This window comes from Mycolicibacterium fallax, assembly GCF_010726955.1.
GTDB classification, from domain to species: Bacteria; Actinomycetota; Actinomycetes; order Mycobacteriales; family Mycobacteriaceae; genus Mycobacterium; species Mycobacterium fallax.
In genome coordinates this window covers 3,678,255-3,700,940 of sequence record NZ_AP022603.1, presented here as the reverse complement: position 1 = coordinate 3,700,940, position 22,686 = coordinate 3,678,255, and the positions used below count along the sequence as shown (strand labels likewise).

General features: G+C 68.8%; 24 protein-coding genes and 3 pseudogenes. 15 read left to right on the top strand and 12 right to left on the bottom strand.

Going from position 1 to position 22,686, the window contains the following annotated elements; all coding sequences use genetic code 11:
- Positions 1-7 precede the first annotated feature (7 nt).
- From G6N10_RS17750 to G6N10_RS17730, 5 genes are read left to right on the top strand one after another with little or no spacing between them, the layout of a single operon-like run.
- Positions 8-964, top strand: a complete 957-nt coding sequence (locus tag G6N10_RS17750; protein ID WP_407663997.1) for an alpha/beta hydrolase fold domain-containing protein — start codon at positions 8-10, stop codon at positions 962-964.
- Positions 964-1,821 carry an SDR family NAD(P)-dependent oxidoreductase gene (locus G6N10_RS17745; protein WP_109750619.1) on the top strand — a complete coding sequence of 286 codons (858 nt, stop codon included), beginning with the start codon at positions 964-966 and terminating at the stop codon, positions 1,819-1,821. Before G6N10_RS17750 ends, G6N10_RS17745 begins: the two co-directional genes overlap by 1 nt.
- Before the next feature lie 23 nt (positions 1,822-1,844).
- A complete protein-coding gene (locus G6N10_RS17740) occupies positions 1,845-2,765 on the top strand; it encodes a reductase (protein ID WP_085099835.1) in 921 nt (306 codons plus the stop codon).
- Positions 2,766-2,779: 14 nt separating this feature from the next.
- A complete protein-coding gene (locus G6N10_RS17735; protein ID WP_085099832.1) occupies positions 2,780-4,264 on the top strand; it encodes a flavin-containing monooxygenase in 1,485 nt (494 codons plus the stop codon).
- A gap of 9 nt (positions 4,265-4,273) precedes the next feature.
- Positions 4,274-5,029 carry a MerR family transcriptional regulator gene (locus tag G6N10_RS17730; protein WP_085099829.1) on the top strand — a complete coding sequence of 252 codons (756 nt, stop codon included), beginning with the start codon at positions 4,274-4,276 and terminating at the stop codon, positions 5,027-5,029.
- Between the two features lie 18 nt (positions 5,030-5,047).
- On the opposite strand, the gene G6N10_RS17725 is transcribed toward G6N10_RS17730, so the two are convergent.
- Complete coding sequence (locus G6N10_RS17725; protein ID WP_133055182.1) at positions 5,048-5,347, bottom strand: hypothetical protein; 300 nt, start codon at positions 5,345-5,347, stop codon at positions 5,048-5,050.
- A gap of 189 nt (positions 5,348-5,536) precedes the next feature.
- On the opposite strand from G6N10_RS17725, the gene G6N10_RS17720 reads away from it, so the two are divergent.
- Positions 5,537-6,334 (top strand): amidohydrolase family protein, encoded by a 798-nt coding sequence (locus tag G6N10_RS17720; protein ID WP_085099823.1) that lies wholly within the window; start codon positions 5,537-5,539, stop codon positions 6,332-6,334.
- Here the strand turns inward: G6N10_RS17720 and G6N10_RS17715 are convergent.
- From G6N10_RS17715 to G6N10_RS17705, 3 genes and pseudogenes are all read right to left on the bottom strand, one after another.
- Positions 6,292-7,269: a hypothetical protein gene (locus G6N10_RS17715; RefSeq protein ID WP_085099820.1), complete on the bottom strand. Its 978-nt coding sequence runs from the start codon at positions 7,267-7,269 to the stop codon at positions 6,292-6,294. The genes G6N10_RS17720 and G6N10_RS17715 overlap by 43 nt on opposite strands.
- Positions 7,270-7,782: 513 nt before the next feature.
- Positions 7,783-7,997 (bottom strand): annotated as a pseudogene (locus G6N10_RS17710) (DUF2200 family protein).
- Positions 7,998-8,056: 59 nt separating this feature from the next.
- Positions 8,057-8,707: a TetR/AcrR family transcriptional regulator gene (locus tag G6N10_RS17705; RefSeq protein WP_234810665.1), complete on the bottom strand. Its 651-nt coding sequence runs from the start codon at positions 8,705-8,707 to the stop codon at positions 8,057-8,059.
- Between the two features lie 210 nt (positions 8,708-8,917).
- Between G6N10_RS17705 and G6N10_RS17700 the strand changes: the two genes are divergently transcribed.
- From G6N10_RS17700 to G6N10_RS17685, 4 genes are all read left to right on the top strand, one after another.
- Entirely contained in the window at positions 8,918-9,718 is an 801-nt protein-coding gene (locus G6N10_RS17700) for an SDR family NAD(P)-dependent oxidoreductase (RefSeq protein ID WP_085099817.1), read from the top strand.
- A gap of 87 nt (positions 9,719-9,805) precedes the next feature.
- Positions 9,806-11,026: an NADH:flavin oxidoreductase/NADH oxidase family protein gene (locus tag G6N10_RS17695; protein WP_085099814.1), complete on the top strand. Its 1,221-nt coding sequence runs from the start codon at positions 9,806-9,808 to the stop codon at positions 11,024-11,026.
- Positions 11,027-11,090: 64 nt separating this feature from the next.
- Positions 11,091-11,585: a nitroreductase family deazaflavin-dependent oxidoreductase gene (locus G6N10_RS17690; RefSeq protein ID WP_085099811.1), complete on the top strand. Its 495-nt coding sequence runs from the start codon at positions 11,091-11,093 to the stop codon at positions 11,583-11,585.
- A 9-nt stretch (positions 11,586-11,594) separates the two neighbouring features.
- Positions 11,595-14,588 (top strand): alpha-mannosidase, encoded by a 2,994-nt coding sequence (locus G6N10_RS17685; RefSeq protein WP_085099808.1) that lies wholly within the window; start codon positions 11,595-11,597, stop codon positions 14,586-14,588.
- A gap of 209 nt (positions 14,589-14,797) precedes the next feature.
- On the opposite strand, the gene G6N10_RS17680 is transcribed toward G6N10_RS17685, so the two are convergent.
- A complete protein-coding gene (locus G6N10_RS17680; RefSeq protein WP_085099805.1) occupies positions 14,798-15,142 on the bottom strand; it encodes a hypothetical protein in 345 nt (114 codons plus the stop codon).
- Positions 15,143-15,144: 2 nt separating this feature from the next.
- Positions 15,145-15,444 (bottom strand): hypothetical protein, encoded by a 300-nt coding sequence (locus G6N10_RS17675; protein ID WP_234810664.1) that lies wholly within the window; start codon positions 15,442-15,444, stop codon positions 15,145-15,147.
- Between the two features lie 8 nt (positions 15,445-15,452).
- On the opposite strand from G6N10_RS17675, the pseudogene G6N10_RS17670 reads away from it, so the two are divergent.
- A pseudogene (locus G6N10_RS17670) lies at positions 15,453-15,794 on the top strand (integrase core domain-containing protein); the annotation flags it as partial.
- Positions 15,795-15,820: 26 nt separating this feature from the next.
- On the opposite strand, the gene G6N10_RS17665 reads toward G6N10_RS17670, so the two are convergent.
- The gene (locus G6N10_RS17665; protein ID WP_234810663.1) at positions 15,821-16,180 is read right to left on the bottom strand and encodes a hypothetical protein; all 360 of its coding nucleotides are present in this window, start codon (positions 16,178-16,180) and stop codon (positions 15,821-15,823) included.
- 196 nt (positions 16,181-16,376) lie between these two features.
- On the opposite strand from G6N10_RS17665, the gene G6N10_RS17660 reads away from it, so the two are divergent.
- Positions 16,377-16,562 (top strand): hypothetical protein, encoded by a 186-nt coding sequence (locus tag G6N10_RS17660; RefSeq protein ID WP_085099800.1) that lies wholly within the window; start codon positions 16,377-16,379, stop codon positions 16,560-16,562.
- Positions 16,559-16,870: a hypothetical protein gene (locus tag G6N10_RS17655; RefSeq protein WP_085099797.1), complete on the top strand. Its 312-nt coding sequence runs from the start codon at positions 16,559-16,561 to the stop codon at positions 16,868-16,870. The genes G6N10_RS17660 and G6N10_RS17655 overlap by 4 nt, the downstream gene beginning before the upstream one ends.
- Here the strand turns inward: G6N10_RS17655 and G6N10_RS17650 are convergent, their stop codons facing one another.
- The 5 genes and pseudogenes from G6N10_RS17650 to G6N10_RS17630 all read right to left on the bottom strand — a co-directional run bounded on the left by G6N10_RS17650 (position 16,871) and on the right by G6N10_RS17630 (position 21,637).
- Entirely contained in the window at positions 16,871-18,004 is a 1,134-nt protein-coding gene (locus tag G6N10_RS17650) for a site-specific integrase (RefSeq protein WP_085099794.1), read from the bottom strand. It lies immediately after the preceding gene.
- 434 nt (positions 18,005-18,438) lie between these two features.
- Complete coding sequence (locus G6N10_RS17645; RefSeq protein ID WP_085099791.1) at positions 18,439-19,239, bottom strand: helix-turn-helix transcriptional regulator; 801 nt, start codon at positions 19,237-19,239, stop codon at positions 18,439-18,441.
- A 203-nt stretch (positions 19,240-19,442) separates the two neighbouring features.
- On the bottom strand, positions 19,443-20,261 hold the full coding sequence (locus tag G6N10_RS17640; RefSeq protein ID WP_234810662.1) for a chymotrypsin family serine protease: 819 nt from the start codon (positions 20,259-20,261) through the stop codon (positions 19,443-19,445).
- A 252-nt stretch (positions 20,262-20,513) separates the two neighbouring features.
- Positions 20,514-21,254, bottom strand: a pseudogene (locus G6N10_RS17635) (mesocentin); the annotation flags it as partial.
- Between the two features lie 113 nt (positions 21,255-21,367).
- Positions 21,368-21,637 (bottom strand): hypothetical protein, encoded by a 270-nt coding sequence (locus G6N10_RS17630; protein ID WP_085099783.1) that lies wholly within the window; start codon positions 21,635-21,637, stop codon positions 21,368-21,370.
- Between the two features lie 391 nt (positions 21,638-22,028).
- Between G6N10_RS17630 and G6N10_RS17625 the strand changes: the two genes are divergently transcribed.
- A complete protein-coding gene (locus G6N10_RS17625; RefSeq protein WP_085099780.1) occupies positions 22,029-22,385 on the top strand; it encodes a VOC family protein in 357 nt (118 codons plus the stop codon).
- A gap of 57 nt (positions 22,386-22,442) precedes the next feature.
- Positions 22,443-22,667, top strand: coding sequence for a hypothetical protein (locus G6N10_RS17620; protein ID WP_085099777.1), 225 nt, complete (start codon positions 22,443-22,445; stop codon positions 22,665-22,667).
- The last annotated feature ends 19 nt before the right edge of the window (positions 22,668-22,686 follow it).

Sequence of the window (22,686 nt, the reverse complement as noted above, 5' to 3'; positions counted from 1 at the left end):
ACCGCCGGTGCCCGACCGCGCATCGCCGCGGGCGGTGGCCTCGGCCACCGCCACCCGGTGGACGCTGGGCAGCCTCACCGACGTTGTCCCGATGAACCGGCCCGGCGTGCAGTTCAGCCGCGGGCTGGTCGCCACCATCATGGGCACGCTCGGGTCGATGCCCGCAGGGACCAGGGTCATCCCGGTCCGTGCCCCGGGCCTGCGCGGCGAATGGGTCCTGGCACCGGGCGTCGAGTTCGGTCCCCGGGCCGGCTACTACGTGCACGGCAGCGCCTACGCGATCTGCTCGGCCCGCACGCACCGCAAACTCGTCGCCCGACTGTCCCAGGCCACCGGCCTGCCGATGTTCGTCGTCGACTACCGGTTGGCGCCGGAAGCCCGCTTCCCGGCCGCCGCCGACGACGTCGAGGCCGGCTATCGCTGGCTGCTGTCGCAGCACTACGCGGCCTCCGACATCGTGATCGGCGCCGACTCCGCGGGCGGCCACCTGACCCTGGACCTGCTGCTGACCCACGCCGACGAGCCGAACTTCCAGCCGGCCGCGGTCGCACTGTTCTCCCCGCTGGTGGACCTCACCCTCGGGCTGGCCCGGGGCGCCGAGCAGGTGCGCCGCGACCCGGCGATGTCGGCGACCGCCGCGCACCGACTGGTGAGCCTGTACACCGACGGCCACGATCACGACCACCCGCGGCTGCGGCTGGACTTCACCCAGGCGGCGAAGCTGCCGCCGGTGCTGACCCAGGTCGGCGGATTCGAGATGCTGCGGGCCGACGCCCGGCACCTGCACGCCGGGATCACCGACGCCGGCGGCACCAGCGTGCTGGAGGTCTGGCCGGGCATGGTGCACGTCTTCCAGGCGCTGCCGCGCCTGGTGCCCGAGGCCCGGCCGGCGCTGCACCGGGCCGCGGCGTTTCTCGCCGACGCGCCCGGCGGCCGCTCCGATCGCCGAGAAGAGGTGTGCTGATGTTTGTCCTCGACGGCCTGCGCAACGTGCTGCGCACCGACCGACGGTGCACCGGGGCCAGGGCGGTGGTCACCGGCGCCGGCAGCGGCATCGGCCGATCCTTCGCGCTGGAACTCGCCCGCCGCGGCGGCGAAGTGATCTGCGCCGACATCGATCCCACCCGGGCCGCGGAAACGGTGGCCCTGATCGATGCGCTCCCGACGGGCTCCGGGCACGCCGTGCAGTGCGACGTGTCCGACCGCGCGGCGGTGCAGAAACTGGCCGCGACGGCGGACGAGATCTTCGGCGGTCCACCCACCCTGGTGATCAACAACGCCGGCGTCGGCATCGGCGGAAAACCCGTCGGCGACATCGGTTTTGCGGACTGGGACTGGGCGCTGGGGATCAACCTGTGGGGCGTGGTCTACGGCTGCGAGGTCTTCACCCCGCTGCTGCGGGCGGCCGGCCGCGGCGGGATCATCAATGTGGCGTCGGCCGCGGGCTTCGCCGCCGCACCGTCGATGGCCGCCTACAACGTGTCCAAGGCCGGGGTGATGTCGCTGTCGGAAACCCTGGCCGCCGAGCTCGACGGCACCGACCTCGCGGTGACCGTGCTGTGCCCGACGTTCGTCAAGACCAACGTGTTCGACGACGGCCGCATCACGCCCGGCTCGATGAACCTGAGCAAGCAGCTGGCCCGCTGGACCGGGCTGTCGGCCGACAACGTCGCGGCTCGCACCCTCGACGCGCACAACGCCGGCCGGCTCTACGTCCTGCCGCAGCTCGACGCCACCGTCATCTGGCACCTGAAACGACACTTCCCCGCGCTCTACGCGCGCGGCGCGGGCCTGCTCGGCCGGCTGCTGCCCGCGCACTGACACCCCATCGAAAGGAACCGACCGTGGCGATGGATCTGGACAGCATGCTGCAGATGATCAAGGACCGGCAGTGGGCGCTGGCCGACATCGATTGGGACGCCCCCGGTGCCGACCTGATCGAACCCGAGCTGTGGGCCAAGCTCAAGCCGTTCATGTCCGATCTGATGTGGATCGAGAACGTCGGCGCCCGGGGCTTCGCCGCGCTGGCCAAGAAGGCGCCGACCCCGACGCTCAAGAGCATCTACGAGCACTTCCACGCCGAGGAGCAGAAGCACGCCAACGCCGAGCTGGCGCTGATGCGCCGGTGGGGCATGCTCGACGACGACGAGATCCCCAGCCCCAACGTGAACGTGCAGCTGGTGATCAACTGGCTGGACAAGCACTCCGACGGGATGGGTCTGACGTTCCTGGGCACCGTCATCCCGATGCTCGAGGTGGCGCTCGACGGTGCGCTGATCAAGTTCATCACCGAGGAGGTCAACGACCCGGTGGCCCAGGAAGTGTTCAAGCGGATCAACTCCGACGAATCCCGGCACCTCGCGGTCGATTTCGAGGTGATGGACCTGCTCGGACAGTCCGATATGCACAAGCTGCTCATCGAGCTGGTCGGCGGCTGGATCAATCCCACCTTCCTGATCGGGGTGCTGAGCTACTTCCCGCTGCTGAACAAGATGCGCGACAACATCGTCGACATGGGCGTCAACGAGGAGCGGCTGTACCAGGCCATGCGCCGCTTCCAGAGCGTCGGTGAGCGCAGCGCATTCGCCCGCCGGCTGCCGATGTACCGGATCGTCTCGTGGCAGGCCCGCAAGGTCATCGACCGCGGCTCCAAGTACCACTGGCTGGCGGACTCGCTGGTCAAGGTCACCAGCGTCATCCCGATGTCGCTGGTGCAGAACACCCCCACCTGGTCGCAGGAACTCACCTACGAGCCGGTCGCCTGAAGGAGTTGCGCACCATGACTTTGTCCGTGGCCATCATCGGCGCCGGGTTCGCCGGGATCGGCGCCGCGATCCGGCTCAGGGATCGCGGCATCACCGATTTCGAGATCTACGAGCGCGACACCCGCGTCGGCGGCACCTGGCGGGACAACACCTACCCCGGTGCGGCATGTGACATCCCGTCGCACCTCTACTCGTACGGCTTTGCGCCCAAGCCGGACTGGTCGCGCACCTACTCCGGCAGCGCCGAGATCCTCGACTACATCGACGAGATGGTCGACACCTTCGGCATCGGCCCGCACCTGCGCTTCGGGCACACCGTGACCGGGATCAGCTACGACGCGCAGGCCGGCGAGTGGACCGTGAGCTTCGCCGACCGGGATCCGGTGCGGGCCCGCAGCGTCATCGTCGCCTCCGGCCCGTTGGCCAACGCCAGCTTTCCGGACATCCCCGGCATCGACGACTACCGGGGCAACAAGATTCACAGCGCGCGCTGGGACCACGACTACGACTTCGCGGGCAAACGCGTCGCGGTCGTCGGCACCGGCGCCAGCGGCGTGCAGATCATCCCCGAGTTGGTGAAGGTCGCCGAGTCGGTCAAGGTGTTCCAGCGCACCCCCGGCTGGGTACTGCCCCGGGTCAACGGGCACACCAGCGGCGCGGTCCGGAAGATGTTCTCGGACGTGCCGCTGTTGCCGAAGCTGATCCGGTCGGCCTGGTATTGGGGTCACGAGTCGATGGCCGTGGGCCTGGTCTGGGACACCCCGTTCACCCGCCTCGTCGAGGCGGTGAGCGCGCTCAACCTGCGCCTGCAGGTTGCCGATCCGTGGCTGCGCCGGCAGCTGACCCCGGATTTCTCCGCCGGCTGCAAGCGCCTGCTGATGACCAGCGACTACTACCCGGCGCTGCAGGCCGACAACTGCAAGCTGGTGACCTGGCCGATCGCCCGGATGTCCGAGCACGGCATCCGCACCGTGGAGGGCATCGAGCACCGGTTCGACGCCATCGTGTTCGCCACCGGATTCGACGTCTCCAAGGCCGGGACCCCGTTCCCGGTCACCGGCGTCGACGGCCGGGACCTGGCATCGGAGTGGAGCGGCGGCGCATTCGCCTACCGCAGCGTCGCGGTGTCGGGGTACCCGAACCTGTACTTCACCTTCGGACCGAACTCCGGCCCGGGCCACAACTCCGCGCTGGTGTACATGGAGGCCCAGATCGACTACATCGTCGAGGCGATCTCCCGGCTGCAGAACTTCGGCTGGCGGTCCCTCGAGGTGCGACGCGAGGCCCAGGACCGTTTCAACGCCGACATCCAGCGGCGGCTGCGCTCCACTACCTGGAATTCCGGCTGCCAGAGCTGGTATCTGACCGACGACGGCTTCAACGCGACGATGTTCCCCGGCTTCGCCACCCAGTACGTCAACCAGCTCAAGACGCTGGACCTGCAGGATTTCAGGATCACCGCCGCGCGAACCGAAACTGCCACCGCCACCGCCGGATAGGATTCGACGGTGGCCGAGTACCGGATCGACGACCTGGCGCGGGAGGCCGGCACGACGACCCGCAACGTGCGGGTGTATCAGGAGAACGGCCTGCTGACCCGTCCGCAGCGCCGCGGCCGGGTGTCGATCTACACCGACCGGCACCTGCGCCAGTTGCAGGCCATCACCCGGCTGCTCGGCGAGGGCTTCACCGTCAAGCACATTCTGAAGTTCCTGACCGGCTTGCAGCGCGGGCAGCCCCTGGTGGAGGTGCTCAACCTGGCCGACCTGGAGGAACTGGTCACCTCGCCGTGGTCGCAGCCGGAGTCCCGGACGATGTCGCTGGCGCAGTTGCAGGACCAGCTCGGCGAGTTGCCGCCGGCCATCCTGCGGCGACTGTGCAGCAGCGGGGCGATCGAACCGATCGGCGACGGGACCGACTACCTGGTGCCGGACCACCGGGCGATCGACGACTACGCCGCACTCATCTCCCGCGGCATGCCGCTGACGGAGGCGCTGAAGGCCGCCGCGGCGACCGACAGGAAGCTTGACGCCGCCGCGCGCACCATCGTCGGTCACGGCCGTGCCGAGATCGCCCGGCAACGCGGTGACGGCTGGTATCCGGCCGACGACGCCGAAATCGCCTGGGCGGCCGACATCATCGCGGTGATGCGCCGGGTCGCCGCCCGGTCCGCGCACGCCAGCCTGGATCGGGCACTGGAGGTCGCCGTGCGCGCCGAGTTGCAGCGCTACAACGAGGCGGCCGCCGCCAAAGGGACGGACTGAGCCCGCCCAGCGGGCACGTCAGTGCCGGGTCGCACCCGCGGAGGAGTCGGTGTCCACGGTCTCGGAGTTGTGCCAGCTGCCGTAGCGGCCACGCTGACTGTTGGGGACCATCTGGGTCGCCTGCGGCGCCTTCGACTGGTGGACCGAGCCCAGCGGCAGGGTCTTTGCGGGCGTCGGTTCCGGCGCGATCAGGTCGAATCCACCATTGAGGGACTCGGCGGCCGCGACCCCGCCGCCCAGGCTCAGGGCCAGTGCTGTGACCAGCGCGCCGATGGCCATCGGCGCGGCGGGAAAACGGTTGGTACGGACGGTATTCATTTCGGGCACTTCCTCGTCTGCGCCGGCCCTCGCCGACCGCAGACAGCAATTCACAATTTTCTATTTATTTTGCATCGAATGTCACCTAGTCCCCGCCTGCGCGGTGATTTCGGGCATCCGTAAACAGGAGAACAGCACGCCCCCGGAATTCATTCCCGAATACCAAAATCGATGCGCTAGCTTGGGATCGTGACGACCGGCCGCCGGGTGTTCGACGCCCACCTGCACATCGTCGATCCACGATTCCCGCTGGTGCCCAACGACGGCTACCTGCCGCCGGAGTTCACCGTCGCCGACTATCGGCGCCGGGTGCACGACCTCGGGGTTTGCGGCGGGGCGGTGGTGTCCGGGTCGTTCCAGGCGTTCGACCAGGCCTGCCTGATCGAGGCGCTGCGGTCACTGCCCGGCGACTTCGTCGGCGTCACCCAGATCCCGGCCGACACCCCGGACCGGCGGATCACCGAGCTCGACGGGCTGGGGATCCGGGCGGTGCGGTTCAACGTGCGCCGCGGCGGGTCGGCGTCGATCGACGACCTGGCGGCGCTGGCCCGCCGGGTGCACGATCTGGCCGGCTGGCACGCCGAGCTGTACATCGATTCCCGCGACCTCGACGCGCTGGCGCCGACGCTCGCCGGACTGCCCGCCGTCAGCGTCGACCACCTCGGCCTGAGCGCCGCGGGCCTGCCGGCGCTGCTGCGCCTGGTCGAATCCGGCGCCCGGGTGAAGGCCACCGGATTCGGCCGGGCCGACCTGGACCCGGTGACCGCGATGCGCGCGGTCCTGGACGTCGACCCGCACGCGCTGATGTTCGGCACCGATCTGCCCTCGACCCGGGCACCGCGGCCGTTCCGCGACGACGATCTGGACCTGGTCGCCGAGGCCGCCGGGGAGCAGCTCGCCGACGTGCTGTGGCACAACGCGGCGCGGTTCTACCGGCTGCCGGATCAGTCGCCGGCCAGCGCGGCCCGGAACCCCTCGGAGGCGTAGAACGGGCGCAGCCGGCGGCGCAGCAGCTGCGCCAGGAAGCCCCGCTCGTCGAGCATCCCGAGCACCGGAGGGCCGAACCGCAGGCCCTCCTCGATGAGGTCCTCGCGCCCGACGCCGAGCTCGGCGAGCAGCTCATAGAGGCTGGTGTCGCCGTACTTGTCGAAGAATCCGTCGATGCCCGCGTCCAGCAGCGCCCGGAAATATTCGGTGTCGCGGAACGACCGCCAGAACTCGAAGACCAGCACGATGACGTCCTCGATGTCGGCGCCGGTGAGCACCGAACGCACCGAGGCGACCGGGGCGTCGAGGTTGCGCCGCCACAGCTCGGTGACGGTGTCGACCAGCAGGTCCTCGTCGGCGCGCATCCGGGCCAGCACGAACCGGGTACCCCGGCGGGCCAGCCGCTCGGTGCGGTGCCCGAACCGGTCACCGGCCCGCAGCAGCCGCGCCCCGATCCGGGCCAGCGGCCCGCCCGATTCGCGGGCCCCGTCGGCGATGGCGTGCCGAACCAGCGTCGCGCACAGGTCGGCGAACTCCTCGCTGTTCAGCACCCGGTCGAGGACCCGGTGAGTGGCTTCCATCTCGGCGACGGTGGCGGCCAGCTCGCCGAAGCGGGGGCCATCGAGCAGTTCTCCGATCGGCGTCTCGGCCGCGACGGTCAGCGCGTAGAGCCGGGCGGCGATCTCGCCGACCAGCTCGGGGATGGCGCCCTCCACCGGCACCTGCACCGCGTACTTGGCGGCGGTGTCCTTGATCATCGCCGGCGTGACGGACTCGGCCAGGGTGATCTGTGTGGATTCGGTCAGGAAATGGTCCACCTCGTCGAACACCAGCGCGTGGTAGTTCTCGCCGCGCAGCTGCTCCAGGGAGAACTGCACCTGCGCCTCGAGCAGACGGGCGGCCAGCGGATCCAGCGTCGGTTCGGCGTCGGTCATCTCGTCGGCTCCGGCATCGGCATCGGCATCGGCATCACCCTACTGCGGCGGCCCGGGCATAGGCTTCCGAAGCCCGGCCGCGGGCGGACTGTGGGACTGCAAAAAGTGTCACCGTCGCGGGCGCTCGGGCCGCCGGATACAGCGACGGTGACACTTTTTGCTGTTTTTTGCGCGACGGTGACACTTCTTGCAGTGCGAATTTTGCGACCGTGACGTTTTTGGTAGCGAGAATGCGATTCTGCGACCAAAAGCGTCACTGTCACGAAGTGCGACGAACGAAAGTGTCACCGTCGCCGATTTTCACTACCAAAAGTGTCACCGTCGCGAGGCGGCCCACCGGAAGTGTCACCGTCGCTGAATTTCACCACCAAAAGTGTCACCGTCGCGAAAGCGGCCCAATACCGGTACGTGAGGCCCGCCGAAATGCGCGGCGTAGTCGTTGCGGCGCAGCGGATTCGGCCACTTGCGAGACAGCCCTGTGCGACGACTCCAGTGCGGCCACCACGAGCCCGGCTACCCGGCGCGCAGCACCTTGTTCATCGGCTTGCCGCGGGCCAACTCATCGACGAGCTTGTCGAGACGGCGGATGTTGCGCACTCGTCGAACCCCGTCAGCCAGCAGATGGCCTCGTCCAGTTCGGCCTGGGTGCGGCCGCCCTTGCGCTGCACCTTCGCCAGATAGTGCGGATACACCGCGGCGACCGCGGTGCCGAAGATGCGGTGTCCCATGCCTCGAGGCTACGGATCGACGGGGTCGACGCGGTGCACGAGCCGCTCGGCCCCGGGCATCACTCGGCGGCCGACGCAAGCAGTGCGGTGATCAGCTGCCGCAGTGCGTCGAGCAATCGCTCGTGTGGGTAGTCGCCGGGATCGGTGAGCAGCAGCCGGCCGGAATCCCAGAAGGCGGCCAACAGATAGTGCGCGAGCAGGTCGTGGTCGGCGGCCGGGTCGACGGCGTCGGCCGCGCGCATCGCCTGCTCGACCTGGCCGATGACGGCCGCGCGGGCCCGCTGCACCCGCTTGTGCAGTGCGGGGGTTCCGCTGTCACTGATCAGATAGATGGCCCGCCACCGCTGCGGGGCTTCGGCGATCGCGCGCAGAAAGGTGTCCGCCAGCCCGGTCAGTGCAGCTGTCAGCCCGCCGCGGGCCGGCGGCGCCGCATCGTGGGCCGGCAGGGGTAGCGCGTCGGCCAACTGGGCGAGGGCGTGGCGCTCTTCCCGGTTCAGCGAGCCGCGCAGCAGGTCATCGGCATCGGCGAACAGGCCATAGACCACCGGGCGGCTGACGCCGGCGTGCCGGGCCACCCCGTCCATGCTGACCGCACCGACACCGTCGGTGGTGATGATGTCGAGCACCGAATCCAGCAGCTGTTCGCGGCGCTGGGCCGGCGCCATCCGCGCGGCATACGGCCTGTTGCGCCGCGTGGCGGTCTCACTCATGTCGCCTCGCTCCCGTCGGCCCCGGCCGTTCCGCTCGTCTTGCGCAAGCTACACCACTGTAGCTACAGTCATGTAGGAAATGGCTGCGCCACGGTGACCACCGGGAGTTCCCGGCCACGACCGCCGTCCGCCACCGGCCCGGCCGCCCGGACGCCTCGGCCACCGCCGCCCGAAGCCGGGACCGCGACCCGCCACCCCAACGGAGACCACATGAGCCTGCCCACACCCACCCCCGGCAACCGCGCCGTGGTCACCGGCGCGTCCTCCGGGATCGGCGCCGCGCTCGCCGAGGGTCTGGCCCGACGCGGATACTCGCTGATCCTGGTCGCCCGCCGCGCGGACCGGCTGCGCACACTCGCCGACCGGCTCAGCGCCGCACACGGTGTCACCGTGGAGGTACGCGGCTGCGACCTGGGTGATCGCGATCAACGCCGCCAACTCGCCGACGAACTGGCCTCGCGCGACATCGCGATCCTGTGCAACAACGCCGGATTCGCCAGCTACGGCGACCTGGCCCAGCTCGACCCCGAACGCGAAGCCGACCAGGTTGAGCTCAATTCCGTGGCCGTACATCACCTCACCCTCGCGGTCCTGCCCGGGATGGTGCAGCGCAACGCCGGTGCCATCTTGATCACCGGCTCCACCGCCGGCAATCAGCCCGGCCCCGGCAACGCCACCTACGCCGCGACCAAGGCCTTCGCCAACACCTTCGCCGAGTCACTGCGCACCGAGCTGTCCGGCACCGGCGTCGGCTGCACGCTGCTCGCACCCGGCCCGGTGCGCACCGAGTTCGGGGACGTCGCGGAACTGTCGAATCTCGACAAGCTGCTGCCCGACGCACTGTGGGTGACCGCCGAGGATGCCGCCGAGGCGGCCCTGGCCGGCCTGGCCAAGGGCAAACGCCGGGTGGTGCCGGGCGCGTTTGCCAAGGCGCAGACGGTCAGCGGCCAGTACACCCCCCGCGCGGTGATCGGTCCGGTGCTGCGCGCGGTCTACCGGAAGATCACCTGATGGACTGGCAACCCGCCTCCCGATCCCGCTGCGCCCGCTGACCCCCCTGTTCACCATCAGCCGCCTACGACCGAGAGTGCTCTGACCATGACCGATCTGCTCCAGGAAACCGTCACACTGCCTTGTGGCGCAACACTTTCCAACCGCATCGCCAAGGCCGGGATGAGTGAACAGCTGGCGGGCCGCGACGGCGCCGTCACCGACGAACTGATCCGACTGTATGAGAGGTGGGCGCGCAGCGGCGCCGGTCTGCTGATCACCGGCAACGTCGTCATCGACCGCGCCGCACTGGTCGAACCCCGCAATGTCATCGTCGAAGGCGCCGCCGCACTGCCCGGACTGCGCCGCTGGGCCGACACCGTGCAGAAAACCCCGACCGCGCTGTGGATGCAGATCAACCATCCCGGCCGGGTCGCCACGGTGCCGTTCACCCGTCGTCCGGTGGGCCCGTCCGCGCTGCGTGAACCGGTGCCCGGTTTCAACCTGCGCACCCCGCGTGAGCTGACGGTCGCCGACATCGAGACGCTCATCGCCGGCTACGCGCGTACCGCGGCGCTGGCCGTCGAGGCCGGCTTCGACGGCGTGCAGATCCATGCCGCACACGGATTTCTGCTGTCGCAGTTCCTCTCTCCCCTGGCCAACACCCGCAGCGACCGCTACGGCGGTGACGCCGCGCGGCGCCGCCGCATGCTGTTGGAGACCGTCGCCGCCGTGCGGGAGGCGGTCGGCCCGGCGGTGCCCGTCGGGGTGAAGCTGAACTCCGCCGATTTCCAGCACGGCGGGTTCACCGAGGAGGAATCCCTCGACGTGGCCCGGGCACTGGCCGACGCCGGGGTCGACCTGCTGGAGATCTCCGGTGGCAACTATGCCGTTCCGGCGATGGAGGGCGTCGCGCATGGCGCCGGCGACGAGGGCTACTTCAAGGATTACGCCACGAAAGTCCGCGCGGCCGTGCCGATTCCGCTGATGCTCACCGGCGGGCTGCGCACCCGCGCGGCCATGCGCGAGGTCGTCGCGGCAGGCATCGACATGGTCGGGATTGCCCGCCCGATGGCGTTCGTACCCGACTACCCCGCCCGGATCCTGGCCGACGGGACCGAACCCGCGCTGCCCGCCGGTCCGCGCGCCCTCGGATACCGCCCGCTGGACGGCTACCTGCAACTGGCCAGCCACAACCATCAATTCCACCGGATGGCAGCCGGGCTGGACCCGCAGCGCAAAACCCGGATCGGCACCGTCATCAAGGCCTTGACCCGCATCGGGGTGGCCGGGGCAACCCAGATCAGCGTTCCGCGGTCCCGCCGCTAGCGCGGCCCGAGGCCGCGCGCTGCCCGGCAGGCCCGGAACCGCGGGGCGGCGTACGGTCGAAGGAATGACGTCTGTGCTGGACCGCTGGGGCGCCCGACTGCTGCAGAACCCGCGCTTCGCGCGCGCTCCGCTGGCGGCCTACCGGCACGGATTCGGGTGGCTGTTCGGGCATCGCATGCTGATGCTGCAGCACCTCGGGCGCAGCACCGGGCTGCCGCGCTACGTCTGCCTTGAGGTCGTCGACCGGCCCGCACCCGACGTGCTGATCGTCGCGAGCGGGTTCGGCGAGCGGTCCCAGTGGTACCGCAACCTGCGGGCCAACCCCAACTGCAAGCTCAGCATCGGCGCCAAGCGCAACCTGCCCGCGACCGCGCGAACACTGTCCCCCGAGGAATCCGCCGCGACGCTGGCGCGCTACCAGCAGGTCCACCCGATGGCGTGGCGTCAGTTGCGCGGGGTGATCGAGCAGGCCGGCGGCACATCGGTGGACGCCTTGCCGATGGTCGCGTTGTCACTGACCCCGGCCGGTACCCCCTCCGATGCGGCGCCGTCGTCGTAGGGTCGGCGCATGCATGACGATCGGCGGCTGACCGAGGAACGTCTCGACCGGTTCGTGAACGGGTTTCTGGGCGGCGCGGTGTACGGCGCCACGGCGCCGGTCGAGGCGCGTGCCTGGTTCGCCCCGGGGGAACCGGTCCCGTTCGGCGAGGCGGTGGCGAACCGTTTCGAACCGATCACCGAGGGCACCGCGTGGGGCGCCCCGTGGTCGACGATGTGGCTGCACGTGACGGGCACCGCGCCGGCCGAGTGGGCCACGGCGCCGGGCCGCGGCACCGAGCTGCGGGTCGAGCTCGGCTTCACCGGCGGCCCCGGATTCAACGCCGAGGGGCTGGTGCACCGGGCCGACGGGACCCTGGTGAAGGGGATCTCGCCGTTCAACGCCTACGTCGCGGTGGAACCGGGCGAGCCGGTGGATTTCTACATCGAGGCCGCCGCCAACCCCGATCTCGGTGGCGACTTCGTCTCCCCCACCCCGCTGGGCGACAAGGCCACCGCCGGCGACGCCCCGCTGTACCGGCTGGGCCGCATCGACCTGGCCCAGCGTGACCTGACCGTGTGGGAACTGCAGCAGGACATCTGGACGCTCAGCGGGCTGATGCACGAGCTGCCGTTTGACCTGCCCCGCCGGCTCGACATCCTGCGCGCCCTGGAGCGGATGCTCGACGTCGTCGACCCCGACGACATTCCCGGCACGGCGGGCGCCGGCCGGGCCGCGCTGACCGAATGCCTTGCCCGCCCGGCTTATTCGAGTGCGCACCGGATCACCGCGGTGGGCCACGCCCACATCGATTCGGCGTGGCTGTGGCCGGTGCGGGAGACCGCCCGCAAGTGCGCCCGCACGTTCGCCAACGTCGTCGACCTGATGGACCGCGATCCAGGGTTCCGGTTCGCCTGCTCCTCGGCGCAGCAGTTCGCCTGGGTCAAAGCGCGCCACCCGGACCTGTACGCGCGGATCACCGAGAAGGTGGCCGCCGGACAGTTCATCCCGGTGGGCGGCATGTGGGTGGAAGCCGACACCAACATGCCCGGCGGCGAGGCGATGGCCCGCCAGTTCGTGCTCGGCAAGCAGTTCTTCCTCGACGAGTTCGGCATCGACACCACCGAGGTGTGGCTGCCGGACTCGTTCGGCTATTCCGCGGCAATGCCGCAGATCGTCGCCGCGGCCGGGGCGCAGTACTTCCTGACCCAGAAGCTGTCCTGGAACCAGACCAACCGGATGCCGCACTCCACCTTCATCTGGGAGGGCATCGACGGGACCGGGGTGTTCACCCACTTCCCGCCGGTGGACACCTACAACTCGAACCTGTCGGGCCAGGATCTGGCTCGGGCGCAACGCAACTACCGAGAATCGGGGAAGGCCAACAGTTCGCTGGTGCCGTTCGGCTGGGGCGACGGCGGCGGCGGACCGACCCGGGAGATGCTGGCCGCCGCCGCGCGCACCGCATCCCTGGAGGGCTCCCCGACGGTGACCGTCGGCACCCCGGAGCAGTTCTTCACCCGGGCCCGCGCCGAGTACCCGAACCCGCCGCGCTGGTCCGGTGAGCTGTACCTGGAGTTCCACCGCGGCACCTACACCTCGCAGGCCAACACCAAGGCCGGCAACCGCCGCAGCGAGGCGTTGCTGCGCGAGGCCGAGCTGTGGGCGGCAACCGCCGCCGTGCGCACCGGATTCGACTATCCGGCAGCCGAACTCGAGGAGATCTGGCAGCTGGTGCTGCTGCAGCAGTTCCACGACATCCTGCCGGGCAGTTCGATCGCCTGGGTGCACCGCGACGCCGAACGCAACTACGCGGCGGTGGCGGCGCGGTTGCGGGCGATCATCGACGACGCGACCGCCGCGCTGGCCGGTTCCGGGACGGTGGACCTGGTGTTCAACGCCGCTCCGCACGCCCGCGACGGCGTACCCGCCCTGGGTGCGGCGGCCGTCGCGCCCGCGGCGGCGGTGCCGCCGGTGCCGACCGCGGACGGTTTCCTGCTGGACAACGGCGTCATTGCCGCCCGGATCGACGGCAGCGGCCTACTGGTGTCGCTGGTCGATGCCGCCTCGGGCCGGGAGGCGATGGCCGCCCCCGGAAACCTGCTGCAGTTGCACCGCGACATCCCGAATCACTGGGAGGCCTGGGACATCGACGAGTTCTACCGGCACAACGTCGTCGACCTGACCGACGCGTCGTCGGTGACAATCCGTGACGGCGCGGTGGAGATCCGGCGCGCCTTCGGTGATTCGACTGTGCTGGAACGGATTTCGCTGGCCACCGGATCGCCCGCGCTGGACCTCGAGTTCGACATCGACTGGCATGAGCAGCAGAAGTTGCTCAAGCTGTCCTTCCCGTTCGATGTGCTCGCCGACCGCAGCGCCTCGGAGATCCAGTTCGGCCACGTCTTTCGCCCCACCCACGCCAACACCTCCTGGGATGCGGCCAAGTTCGAGATCTGCGCGCACCGCTGGGTGCATGTCGGCGAGCCCGGCTACGGCGTGGCCGTCGCCAACGACGCCACCTACGGGCACGACATCTCCCGCCGCGGCGACGACGCGACCGTGGTGCGCCTGTCGCTGTTGCGCGCGCCCCGCTATCCCGATCCGCAGGCCGACCAGGGCAGGCACCGGCTCAATGTGTCGGTGCGACCTGGGGCGGCGATCGGCGATGCCGTTCAGCAGGGCTACCGGCGCAACCTGGCGCCCCGCGTCGTGGCCGGTTCGGCCGCATCGGTGGAACCGCTTGTCGCCGTCGACAATCCGGCGGTGGTCGTCGAAGCGGTCAAACTGGCCCAGGACGGCAGCGGCGACGTGGTGGTGCGGCTGTATGAGTCCCGCGGCGGCCGCGCGGCGGCGACGGTGCAGCCGAACTTCGCCCACGGCGGCGTCGTCCTCACCGACCTGCTGGAGCGCGCCATCGAGGACCCCCGCGGACCCGGCCCGGTGCGGCTGACGCTGCGGCCGTTCAAGATCGTGACGCTGCGGTTTTCGGTGGCCGGCGGTCAGGCCTCAGGCCGCGGCTGACACCAGCTCGTCGACCAGGGTCTTGCCACCGAGCAGCGACACCTGCAACGGGTCTAGGTCGACCGCTACGACGACGTGGACGCCTGGATCTGGCGGGTCTGGCTGGATCTCACCGAGACGGGTGAAAAGCTCGCTCGGCAGCTGGCACGATCCGATTAGTGGACCTCAGCGGCCTGGCCGGCGATCTAGCTGCAACGTGGGGACCGCGCCTACTTCGTCTCGTTCGGGTGGCGGGTGTGCACCTGCTCCAGGTACACCGTGCGGCCCTCGACGTAGAACCAGATGCGGGCGTCACCCTGCTTGGTCGGCTTGTGCTGCCACCGCTCATACGTCTTGCCGCCGCGGGTGATGGTCCCGAGCTCGCCCTTGAGCGGGTAGTTCGTGGGGACACTCACCAGCGGGGTTCGAGTCAAGAAGTCCCAGGCGTCGGCCAACGGGTTGCGGATCGTCGCGGCGAGATCCTGCCACCCCATCTTCGCGTTGGTGGTGGCGAAGCGGTTCTCGTACTCGATCTTCTTCGGCGGCCGCGGGACGAGCTCCCCCTTGCCTGCCACCGCTACGGACGCTCGACGACGGTGTCGTCATCGTCGTCGCCCAGCCACTCCAACTCGGCCTGGCCGAGGCCAGCAGCGATCGCGGTCGCCGTCTCCCGCCACGAGGTCAGCTCCGCGAGTACCCGGTGCGGTTGGTCGGTGGAGAATGACGCCCGCGGGGCGTCGACGAGATCCTGAGCGCAGGTAGCGCGGTCCTCTGGCGACAAGGCGAGCATCCAGGGGAACGCCCGGGACATACGATCGGCAAGCGGCCGGTCGTCGCTCACCGCGGCGCCGATGAACTGCGCGGCGAACTGGAGCATGCGGTTTTCACCACAGCGACGCCGGGTCTCAATACACCTCTGTGCGCTGTGGGGAGACTCTGACACTGTCCGGGATGGTGGCCTCCATCGGATCAGTTGGGGACGCCTTCGACAACGCGCTGGCGGAGACGACGATCGGGCTGTACAAGACCGAAGCGGTCCGTGAGGACTCGCCGTTCCGCCGGGGGCCACTGCACCGCCTTGCCGATGTTGAACTGCTCACCGCCGAATGGGTGCACTGGTACAACACCGACCGGCTCATGCACCGCCTGGGCCGCATCCCACCGGTCGACCACGAGGCCGTCCACTACGCTACAAACACAGCCCTATCAGGGGCTGCACACCAGTAACCGGTGTGCATCAAACCCGGGGCGATTCACTGATGCGCCTCGTACGAAGGGTCGATCACGGCGAGGGCCTCGTCGAGCTCGATGACGATGGGGTACCAGCCTCTGCTGCACGAGATCCATCGGCCCCACCCGTCGGGAATCCGCATCATGATCGCTCGCAGGCCGTCCTCGTGCTCGCCGGCGTCGTCGGGGATGTGCAGCTTGTCGCGCAACGAGTCGAGGTCGAGCTTCGTGTTCGCCTGCCGCGCCGCGGCGAGGGCGGCCTCAGTGCTCTCGGGGTCGGCGCCCTCGACCAGCGCATGCGCCAAGTCACCGATCGCCGCGCGCGAGGCGGCGAGGCTGGCCCGCTCGGCGTCGGTCATCTCCAGGTCGTCATCGCTGCTCATGCCTTGATGATGGACGCTGAAACTAACACCGCGCGACCCGTTTCCCCGATGCGCGTGCCGATGCATGTGCAACGGAACCAGCAACATCCACTGGACGTGCGGCGACCCCTCGGCGTGATGCAGGATCGCCGAACCAGTCTGCGCCGCTTGAGATTCAATCCACCCGATGTCAGTTCGACATGGCAGTCTTCGTTGGATGAGCAACACCACAGCTACCCGTCCCGTGATCCGCGCCAGCACCGCAGACATCGCCGCGCTGGCCGAGTTCCTGAGCCTGCTGTTCGACGCGCCGGTGATGATCACGGCGTCGGATGAAGTGGTAGCCGCACCGGCGGAACCGCACCTGGTGATGATCGTCGCGGAGACGGGAGGCGCGGCGTGATCACGGAGATCGGCCTGAACTCCAACTCAGCGGAGATCACGGCAGCGTTCTGGTCGGCCATCTTCGGTGTGCCGGCCGAGGAACTTGGCGACAGTCGCTGGCGCATCACCCCGGCTGCCGGTCCTGTCGTGGTGGTGTCCACGACACGGGTGGTCGAGACGATCAGCCGTTACGTCGACCTCACCGTCGCCGTGGACTCCGGTGCGGCGGATCGACTGCGCGCGTTGGGATTCGAGGTGGCGGAGGACGGGAGCCAGGCCGTGGACGTGAACGGCTGCGACAACACCGTGCTCCTAGTGCAACCCTAGTCACAGACCCAGCACCGTGACCGCGTTCCCGATCAGCGGTGCCGACTCCCGGACGTACCGGGTCACCATCGCCGGTGTCCGATGCCCGGTCTGCCGCATGATGCTGTGGTGATCGGCGCCAGCCCGCGCGGCCTGCGTCACGAACCCGGCACGCAGCGAGTGCCCACCGAGTCGCTCGACCGCTTCCGGCTCGAATCCGGCCCTCGACGCTCTCCGCCTGATGACCGCGTGGATACCGGCACCTGACAGCGGCCCCTCCGACAGCACCCCGTTGCGGCACGACCGGAACACGGGCGCTCGGCGGCCGATCTTCGGTGCGCGCGACCGGCACGTGTGCCGGCTCCCGAACTCCGGGGCGTCGGTGATCAGCCGGATCACCGCATCCTTGCCTCCGGCGTCGTACTCGGAAACCACTGCGGCCCAACGGACGAACGCGCACGCGGGGCAGCGCAGCGCGTCCTGCGTTCGCGGCAGCGGGTATGTGGCGCCCTCGCCCAGCTGATCCGTTTTGCTCTTGCGCAGGTGCACATGGACACCGTCCGCGGCATGCACTTCCACGTCGGCTCCCGTCAGCGCTGACAGTTCGGATCGTCGGAACGCGCCGGCGAAGCCCATCAGGAGCAGCGCCGAGTCTCGTCGCTCGCACACCTGCGACGCCCAGCCCGTTGCCTGCTCCCGCGCCGTGGAGACCAGCAGCATCACGTCATCGGTGAGCAATGGAGTCCGGGGCTGCCGTGGGCGGTCACCACGCGCTGCGTACTGCCGCCGGATACCGCTCATCGTCTGCCGAACCAACTCGTGCGCTGCGGGGTTCGGGTCCATGCCCGCGCGGCGGTGCCGATCGAAGATCGCCGCGCACCACTTGCTGAGCGTCACCGCCGAGTACGCGCGCTCCCCGTTCTCGGCGACCGTCTCGGCGGCGTCGACCAGGTAGGCGGCGATCACCGTCGGGTGCGCCGGCAACGACTCGTACCCGCTGCGCCGGCACCAGCCCTCGAACCGTCGCCAGGCCGAGCTGTATGCGCGGCGAGTGCCCTCCGACTGCGAGTCGATCGTGGCCACGCGGATCCGTTCCACCACATCGACTGGGAGGGCGGGTACCTCTGCTGCGGCTGTCACTGCGGGAAGGATCATGGCGGGCAACGTAGGCCCGACACCCTTGCAGAGGCGGTACAGGGCGCGAGTAGCAACACCCGGAACAGGCGCCGCGACCACCGAGAATCCACTCGCTTCCCCGCCCGTTTCCCCAGCTCACCGGCCTGCCATGTGCGGGAACTGAAATTCTCGTCGGCTCGCGCGCATCCATCGCGAGTGACTGTGCGGGGGCTGGTGGAGAGGGGGTTTCGGCCTGGGTGAACGGGGGTGGGAGGGGCCTCGGCGACTGGTCGGACGAATTTCTCGTCGGTAACGCGGGTTGGGTTTGAGCTGCGAGTTGAGGACTGGGACTTGTGAGTAACGGGGCGCAGGGTGCCTGCCTCACGTACGACGGTCAACCTGCGGCCTCGTGCGTCTTGTTCTGCAGGTGGGGGTGCCACCGAGGAGTAGGCACCTGCCTCGACATGGTGTGATCACAGCCCGTTGCGATACACGGTGGGTGTGACCCCAACGCGCTGTTTGAAGGTAGTTGCGAAGTGGCTCGGACTCGAGAACCCGGCGGCGATGCTGATCTCAGTCATCGACTGGTCAGTGGTGGTCAAGAGGGTCTTCGACTTCTCGATGCGCAGGTCGAGCACGTACTGGTACGGCGTCGTGCCGAAGGTCCGGATGAATGCCCGCCGGAACGCGTCCACCTTCATCTCGGTGAGCTCGGCCATCGTTGGGAGATCGATCTCATCGTCGAGACCATCGCGAAGGAAGTCGACGAGACGCCCCTGTGCGGCCTGGTCGAGCACGCGGCCGGCACGCCGCGGTGTAGATGACCGCTCCCCGTAGGAGTCGAGGATGTGCAGGCGCAGCGAGTCGGCCAGGGAGTCCCGCAGCAGTTTCCCCACGAGATCGGTGCGCCCCAAGGTGTCAGCGATCCGCTCCACCATGTGATGCAGCAACGGGTCTCGGCGGCCGACGACCGGGCGCAGGGTCGCCGATACGGTCAGCGAGGGGGGCAAGGTCAGCTGAGCGAATTCGCAGACGACATTCCGGGCCGATGCAGCGGACTGCGATCCTGCAGGGATGACCCACACGTTGCTCACTCCCGGGGTTATGTACCCGCTGGGGCCGCGGTCGAACACAACCTCCTTCAAGCTCGCTTTGCCCCGGCGCCACACTCGCACCTCGTGCTTCGGCTCGCAGACCGACCAGTCAACGGCCTCAGCGAACGCCTGGCTGACGAACGCGATACCGATTCCGTGCCCTGCAACGCCGAGATTCATCTGACGTCGGCCTTACGTGCCGGTGTTTCGTCCGCCGGGCTCGAGCGTTGGCGGCTCATCGCGCCGACTCGTCGGCACACTCTGCTAACACGCCGGAAAGTGTATCGGCGGGGTGCCGTCGTGACCGCAGATCGGCAGAGAGCGTCGGCTACACGACCGCCCTCTGGGCAAGGGCCTGTAAGTGCCTGCGGTCCGCGCGACGTTCAGCTCCCGCGACATGTCGGGTCGTCGCAGAACAGGGTTGAGCCTGTCGCCTTGAGTATTGGCGCGAGAAGCGAGAACTCGGTGACGTTGTCCTCACCCTGCGGCGATCCTCGCAGGATCCCGACCGCAGCGACTTCGTCGTTGCCGAGCTTCACATACGCCGGCGAACCCGAATCCCCCGACGCGGAATACAGCTCGGCTTCCACCGTGAGGTTGTTGAACTCGGTCACCTTGCCGCAGGTTTCGCCGCTGATGAAGCCGAACTTGCACAGTGTCACGTTGTTGTTCACCAGGTACTCGTAGTCGAGCACCTTGGTCACCCGGTACACCCCCGCGATCGCCGCGTTGGCTTCGGCCGCCTCGGCCAGTGCGGGATCGATCTCAATCACGGCGAAGTCCGACCAGCCGTCCGAGCCTGTCGTGACGACCTTGTCCGGTGTGTCGGCGGTCTGCACGGTGGTGAAACGGCCCAGTTGGACGGGGGTGTCCTCATCGGCCTTACGGGTGAAATGTGGTGGGTCGTCGCCGGGCCGGTCGCAATGGCCTGCGGTGAACGCGATCGGCGTGCCGGAACCGTCACGTCCGAGAAACGCCAGCGTGCACTCGTATTCGTCGTTGTCGGGACCGTCGGCGGCGATCGCCGTGCCGGGAACGTAGTCATCGAAGGACAACCAGTCGTTGTTGGTGCCTGACATCACCCGCGTCATGTTCGGTTGGTCGGCCGGCACAGTGGGGTTCGGCCACAGCACCATCGCCACGACCGTCACGATGAGCACCGCGGCGATGCTTGCCCCGGCGATGAGGAAGCGGCGGAACACTCGCCGGCGCGGCCTCGTCGGTACCGGCGCCGGGTCACGTGGCGGGGCAGAGTCATCATGCCTAGTCACGTGAACACCTCGGGGTCACGGTTCATCGACACTCGGCCAGTCACCTCCGTCGACACTCGGCCAGTCACCTTCGTCGACTGAACCCGGGTCCTCGACTCCACCTTCATCCGGCTGTTGCTCAGGCACCGGTGGTTGTTCCGGCGCCGGCACATCGATCTGAGAATCACCGCCGGGATCGGTATCAGGTTCAGGCGCGTCGTTAGGATCGTTGCCAGGCCTGCCCGATTCGTCGTCCGGCGCAGGAGCGACACTCTCTGGATCCGCTGCTCCGTGGTTGGGGTTGGTGCACACGGTGCCTTCGCAGACGACATAGCCGGGACTTCCGTCTGGGTTTCGCATCGCGTTCGGGGCGACGTAGCTGCCCACCGGGCACCCGGGATCCTCGTTGCGCGCGCAGTACTCCTGGGTGAGGTTGTTGCTGGTGGACCCGTTGGCTCCCATCGGCCCGCCATCGATCGGATTGCCGTTGGCGTCCCAGAACCCGCCTGGATCCGCGGCGCCGTGGTTGGGGTTGGTACAGATGCTGCCTTCACAGACCACGTAGGTGGGGCTGCCATCCGGGTTCTTGATGGCGTTGGGAGCAACGTAGCTGCCCATCGGGCACCCGGGATCCTCGTTGCGCGCGCAGTACTCCTGGGTGAGGTTGTTGCTAGTGGACCCGTTGGCTCCCATCGGTCCACCGTTGACCGGCGTGCCGCTGGCGTCCCAGTAGCCCCCATTCGACGCGAGGACGACGTGGGTGCCGTGATAGCTGCCCTTCGGACACTTCGGGTCGCGGTTCTGCGCGCAGTACTGTGCGTTCGCCGCCGTTCCGGGCTTGGCTGACGTGTGCGAACCGGTGGGCGAATTCGACGGTCCGGAACCACACGCCGACAGCAGCACCAACGCCGCGAGTCCGCTGAGAACAGTTATGAGTCTGCGCACTACTTCACTTCCCTTTCCATCCCCCAGCACGTGCTGACCTCGATGCACCGAAGCGCCCGCAACCGTGAAGTTTCCGGCGCCGCGAACCCCTCGTCTCTGGCCGGCGCGGCGTGCTACTCGTCGTGGGTCGGCTGGTCGCTGTTGTGCAGATACCACAGGCCGTCGTCGTGCTGGAGGCAGTACCAGTACTGGTAGAGGTTGTCCTCGCCGACGTTATCCAGGTGCATGTCGGGACCGTCGGAGATACAGGCGCCCTTGGTAGGCCAACTCCACGGGATTCCCGTCTCGCCGTCGTAGACGATCACGTCGTCTGCCGAGGCCATACCTGCGGTGCCCAACATCAGAGCAGCGGCTGCTGCCGCCCCCGCGATCAGTGATCTCATCGTCCTTGTCCTTCCAGCAGCCGACACCGCCTCTGGACGGATAACCCAGAGGCCCACGCCGCACCGTATCCAAAGCGTCGACAGCGGGCTTTCAGGAAAGTGACAGCTTTCGAAAAACGAGACGGGCGCGGGCCACCACCGAGTTGGACGTCAGCACGCTCCGGCCGGGATCCGAACACGTAACTCTGCTCCGAACACCCCGGGACCTCCACGGCTGGCGGGGGTGCTCGCAACTGCGGTGTCCGCCTGGGGCTAGCTCCAAAACCGTTCGATCCATGTCGTAGGCCGACACCCTGCCTGAGGAGAAGCAGCGGAAGTTGCGGGAGCAGGAGGCCGGCGGTGAGCTACGGATCGCTCCACAGGCCGAGATGCGACTGCCGGGGCTCGACTGATGCGCCTGAGCCTGATCGTCCTATACGCGCCGGAGCCGCTCGTTGACCGCGCAGCTCGCTTCTACGGGGCGGTCCTCGACGCGGAGCCCGTCGCCGAGCAGCACGGTGACGGGCCTGAGCATTGGTCGGTCACGTCCGCCGAGACCGGCCTCGTGATGGAGCTGTACCCGGCCACCTCACGGCCGCACACCGCAACGCGTCTGGCGTTCCACGGCTCAGATGTCGACGCCGCGGTGCAGCGGTTGATCGATCGCGCCTTCGCGCTGCCTGAGAAGACGAAGGACGGCACGGGCTGGTGGGTGAGCGATCCCATCGGCAACACCGTGGTGCTGTTGCCGGAGCCTACGCCGAGCTGAGAGCAGCTACCCGCGCCGCGTGCACCATCTTGTCGGCACCGCCGACATGGTGTCCGCATGAACGACATGAACTGGCCCAAGCCCGCCGCCGAGGACGAGCCCCCGGAACTGCTCCATGAAGTACGAGCCCTGCTCGCCGAGTTCGAACAGCTCGCCCCGTCCGCCGACGGGTACCACCAAGCTGTGACCGCGCTGCGGGTGGCCCGCGACGCGATGGCCGCTGCGGTGGCCGCGTCTGATCCCGCCTTCGTCGCGGCGCAGCGGGAAGGGACGGGCGCATGACGACCGGACCGGTGTACGA

Bases quoted from the DNA above. Each gene is read 5' to 3' on its own strand.
- G6N10_RS17625 (WP_085099780.1), top strand. From the start codon at position 22,029: ATGCGCCTGAGCCTGATCGTCCTATACGCGCCGGAGCCGCTCGTTGAC.
- G6N10_RS17645 (WP_085099791.1), bottom strand. From the start codon at position 19,239: ATGAATCTCGGCGTTGCAGGGCACGGAATCGGTATCGCGTTCGTCAGC.
- G6N10_RS17745 (WP_109750619.1), top strand. From the start codon at position 964: ATGTTTGTCCTCGACGGCCTGCGCAACGTGCTGCGCACCGACCGACGG.
- G6N10_RS17630 (WP_085099783.1), bottom strand. From the start codon at position 21,637: ATGAGATCACTGATCGCGGGGGCGGCAGCAGCCGCTGCTCTGATGTTG.
- G6N10_RS17725 (WP_133055182.1), bottom strand. From the start codon at position 5,347: ATGAATACCGTCCGTACCAACCGTTTTCCCGCCGCGCCGATGGCCATC.
- G6N10_RS17660 (WP_085099800.1), top strand. From the start codon at position 16,377: ATGAGCAACACCACAGCTACCCGTCCCGTGATCCGCGCCAGCACCGCA.
- G6N10_RS17690 (WP_085099811.1), top strand. From the start codon at position 11,091: ATGACGTCTGTGCTGGACCGCTGGGGCGCCCGACTGCTGCAGAACCCG.
- G6N10_RS17620 (WP_085099777.1), top strand. From the start codon at position 22,443: ATGAACGACATGAACTGGCCCAAGCCCGCCGCCGAGGACGAGCCCCCG.
- G6N10_RS17685 (WP_085099808.1), top strand. From the start codon at position 11,595: ATGCATGACGATCGGCGGCTGACCGAGGAACGTCTCGACCGGTTCGTG.
- G6N10_RS17705 (WP_234810665.1), bottom strand. From the start codon at position 8,707: ATGAGTGAGACCGCCACGCGGCGCAACAGGCCGTATGCCGCGCGGATG.
- G6N10_RS17700 (WP_085099817.1), top strand. From the start codon at position 8,918: ATGAGCCTGCCCACACCCACCCCCGGCAACCGCGCCGTGGTCACCGGC.
- G6N10_RS17715 (WP_085099820.1), bottom strand. From the start codon at position 7,269: ATGACCGACGCCGAACCGACGCTGGATCCGCTGGCCGCCCGTCTGCTC.
- G6N10_RS17695 (WP_085099814.1), top strand. From the start codon at position 9,806: ATGACCGATCTGCTCCAGGAAACCGTCACACTGCCTTGTGGCGCAACA.
- G6N10_RS17675 (WP_234810664.1), bottom strand. From the start codon at position 15,444: ATGCTCCAGTTCGCCGCGCAGTTCATCGGCGCCGCGGTGAGCGACGAC.
- G6N10_RS17735 (WP_085099832.1), top strand. From the start codon at position 2,780: ATGACTTTGTCCGTGGCCATCATCGGCGCCGGGTTCGCCGGGATCGGC.
- G6N10_RS17665 (WP_234810663.1), bottom strand. From the start codon at position 16,180: ATGAGCAGCGATGACGACCTGGAGATGACCGACGCCGAGCGGGCCAGC.
- G6N10_RS17650 (WP_085099794.1), bottom strand. From the start codon at position 18,004: ATGATCCTTCCCGCAGTGACAGCCGCAGCAGAGGTACCCGCCCTCCCA.